Annotated in this window: 2 protein-coding genes; both read right to left on the bottom strand. The window is 62.1% G+C overall.

Annotated elements, in window-relative coordinates:
• Nucleotides 1–1,286, bottom strand: a 1,286-nt coding sequence (locus FW764_RS27995; protein ID WP_446436714.1) for a filamentous hemagglutinin N-terminal domain-containing protein, incomplete at its 3' end; no start/stop codon positions are given.
• A gap of 33 nt (nt 1,287–1,319) precedes the next feature.
• Nucleotides 1,320–3,032: a ShlB/FhaC/HecB family hemolysin secretion/activation protein gene (locus tag FW764_RS27990; RefSeq protein WP_446436713.1), complete on the bottom strand. Its 1,713-nt coding sequence runs from the start codon at nt 3,030–3,032 to the stop codon at nt 1,320–1,322.
• Nucleotide 3,033: the final 1 nt, after the last annotated feature.

Genomic DNA, 3,033 nt, shown 5'->3' with positions numbered 1-3,033 from the left:
GCGGTCAGTTGCGCAGCGCGTTGGGCGCTGAGTGTGCCGCGCTGGTTGGCCAGTTCGCCGCTGTTAATGCTGAGGTCGCGGCTGGCGATCACGGTCTTGCCGGTGTTGTCGATATTTTGCGCGGTCAGGCGCACATCGCCTTGGGCATTGCGGCTGTTATCGGCGTTGACGCCAGCTTCGATAATGCCGTTGTTGGTCAAGCGGCCAGCGGCGTCCAGGGTGATGCTGTTCTGGGCGGCGAGGGTGTGTTGGTTGGTCAAGGCGCCTTGGGTTTTGATCGACAGATCAGTACCGGCGTAGACCGCGCCTTTGGCTTCAACGCTCTGAGCCTTGACGTTAACGGCCGTACCGGCCGAGGTCTGCCCCATCACCACATTGCCCGCAGCATCAATCTGAATATCGCCGCCTGCGACCATGTCACCGGACAGCCGCACGCCTACACCGGCTTCAGTGCCAACCAACTTGACCGCGCCCACATACATCCCGCCCAGCGCCGACGAGTCAATCGCCAGATCCGGCGCCTGGCTGCCATCCGACGCGCGTGCGGTGGCGTTCAAGGTGCGTGCGTCGACGTCGTTGCGACCGGTGACGAGGGTGAGTTTTTTCGCCTGGATCTGCGCGTTGATGGTGGTCGCGCGGGTGATGATTTCGAACTGGTCGACGTTGCTCGCGTTCAAGCCCGCGCCTTCAATGGCGACGCTGCCTTGGTCGACTTGGTAGCGACTGATCTGGCCGTTTTCGATCACCGCTTTACCGGTGGTGAGCGTGGCTTGTGGCGTATTGATAAAGCCGCAGCCGTTGCAACTGATGCCGTACGGGTTGGCGACGATCACATGGGCCGACTGCCCCGCCACTTCGGTATAGCCGCGCAGTTGGCTGGGGCTGCCGCCGTTGACTTCATTGAGGATGATAGTGGCGGCGGCGCCTCTGAAATTCGGGTTGCCAACGATGATGCCGCCCAGCTGGGTGGCCTGGGTGCGGTCGGTGGCGTTGTTGAGGATGACGCCGTTGGCACCGACGTTGTAGTCATGGAATTGGTTGTGCGACAGCCCATTCGCGTTCGGCGCGGCGATGTTGACGATCGGCACGCCATTGCCCGCTTGCGCGAGGCCCGTGCCCGGCGCGCTCACCACAATGCCGTCGGCCTGGGCCAGCAACGGCTGCCAGAACATGGCGTTAGCCAGGATCAACGCTAACCCACGTTTAGGCAGCCCAAGGAAGTGGGAACGGCTTTTTACGGCAGCAGAAGGCTGGCGCGCGAGAAAGGCGAACTGGCGAACGTCCATGTCATGTCTCAAAGCCCGAAGGCGGCAGTAGCGTTAAAGGAAAAAATCCAGGCGGAAATAGATCGGCGCTTCACGTTCCGTGATCGCGTCCGGTCGTTCCAAAGAGTGAGCAAAGGTCACCGTGGCCGCGACGTTCTTGCCGCGTGCGAACAGGTCCAGCGAGTTACTGCTCATGCGCCCATGCTGCTCGGCGTTGTAGCGGCCGTGGCTGATCACGCCCTGGTCGTAACCGAGGCTGGTGCCGTACTCGGCAAACACCGGCTGCAGCCAGGCCCAGGTCACCGGGCGGCTCCAGCGCAAGTCGTTGCGCCAGTAGCCGCCGCTGTCGCCGGAGAGCATCTGGTCTTTGTAGCCGCGAATCGACGACTGCCCACCGAGGCTCATGCGCTGCGGGCTAAAGAGCACGTCTTCACTGTGCTGGCCGGTCATCAAGCTGCTGAAGCTGAGCGACTCGCCCCACAGCTTGAACGGGTACAGGTAGCTCACCGTGGCGGTGTATTTGCGATAACGCGCATCGGCCTGGCCGGGTTTGGGGTCATGATTGGCCTGAGCGTCAAACGCGCCGATGCCGTTTTGCATACCGAGGTCGATGTTGAGAAATGAGCTGCCAATCCGGCGACCGTGGTTGATGCCAAACTGGGCTTCGCTGAGGCGGTTGCTGCTCAGCGCGAGCTTGCTGTCTTCGATGAAGTTGTTGGTGCGCAGGTAGGCCACGCCGGTGCTCAGGGAGGTTTTACTCAGGGCGTCACGATGGATGACGCGCTCCAGGCGCAACTGGTGGTTCTGGCTGTCGCCGGTCTGTTTGAAGGTGAAATTATTCGCCTGGGCCTGGGAGCGGTATTCGCTCTCGTTGTAGCTGTAGGTGAGGGTCCACCAGCCGAACGGCAGGCTGTAATTGAGCATCGAATTGCGTGAGGTTTTCTGGTGATCGCTGATCGCATCATGGCCGCCGCGCAGCGACAGTTGGTCGGCCAGGCCGAGGGGATTATCCCAATCCAGACTCGCGCCCCACTGCTGCTCGCCGGTGCTGCGCTGGCCGCCGTTGTGCCGCGACAGCCCGACGCGCCAGGGCTTCTGCGGGGTGTTTTTGACCAGCACATCACTGCCGCCCACGGCCTTGCCCGGCGCCAGTTCCATCTGCGCCTGGTTCGACGGCAGGCGGTTGAGTTGGTCGACCATCTGCTCGATTTCGCGCAGGTTGAGCAACTCGCCGGTTTTGCCGGGGAAACTCATCGCCAACTGGCGGTCGGTGATGCCGCTGCCTTCGGCGCCTTTCAAACTTTCGAGCTTGCCTTCGACCACTTGGAGCTTGAGGTTGCCGCTGGAGAGGTCTTGTTGTGGCAGGTAGGCGCGGCTGGTCACCAAGCCCTTTGCGAGGTAGTGGTCAGTGATGACCTTGAGCACCGCGTTGAGCTGTGGCACACCGAGGCATTGGCCGATATAGGGTTTGATCAACTCGGCGCGCTCACCTTCGGACAGGCTGTCGGCACCGGAAAGCTCAATGGTTTTGATCGGGAAGCAACGGGTATCCACGGGCGTGGTCGGCGCTGCCGGCGCGGCGGATTTGCCGGGCAGGTCTTTGAGTTCTTCGAGGCGCTTTTGCTGCTCTTCGAGCAGGCGGTCCTGGCGGTCGCGAATCAGATCGGTGATGCCCGGGGTGTTCTGCGGGGGCGCGGCGTGTGCCACGCCGGGAAAACCCAGGCAAAAAAAAGCGGACAACAGGGTGAGCCTGGTCCGACGTTCCAAA

This window comes from Pseudomonas sp. 1152_12 (assembly GCF_052850675.1).
Note: the sequence above shows the minus strand (reverse complement) of the source record. Positions and strands in the feature narration are given on the sequence as shown.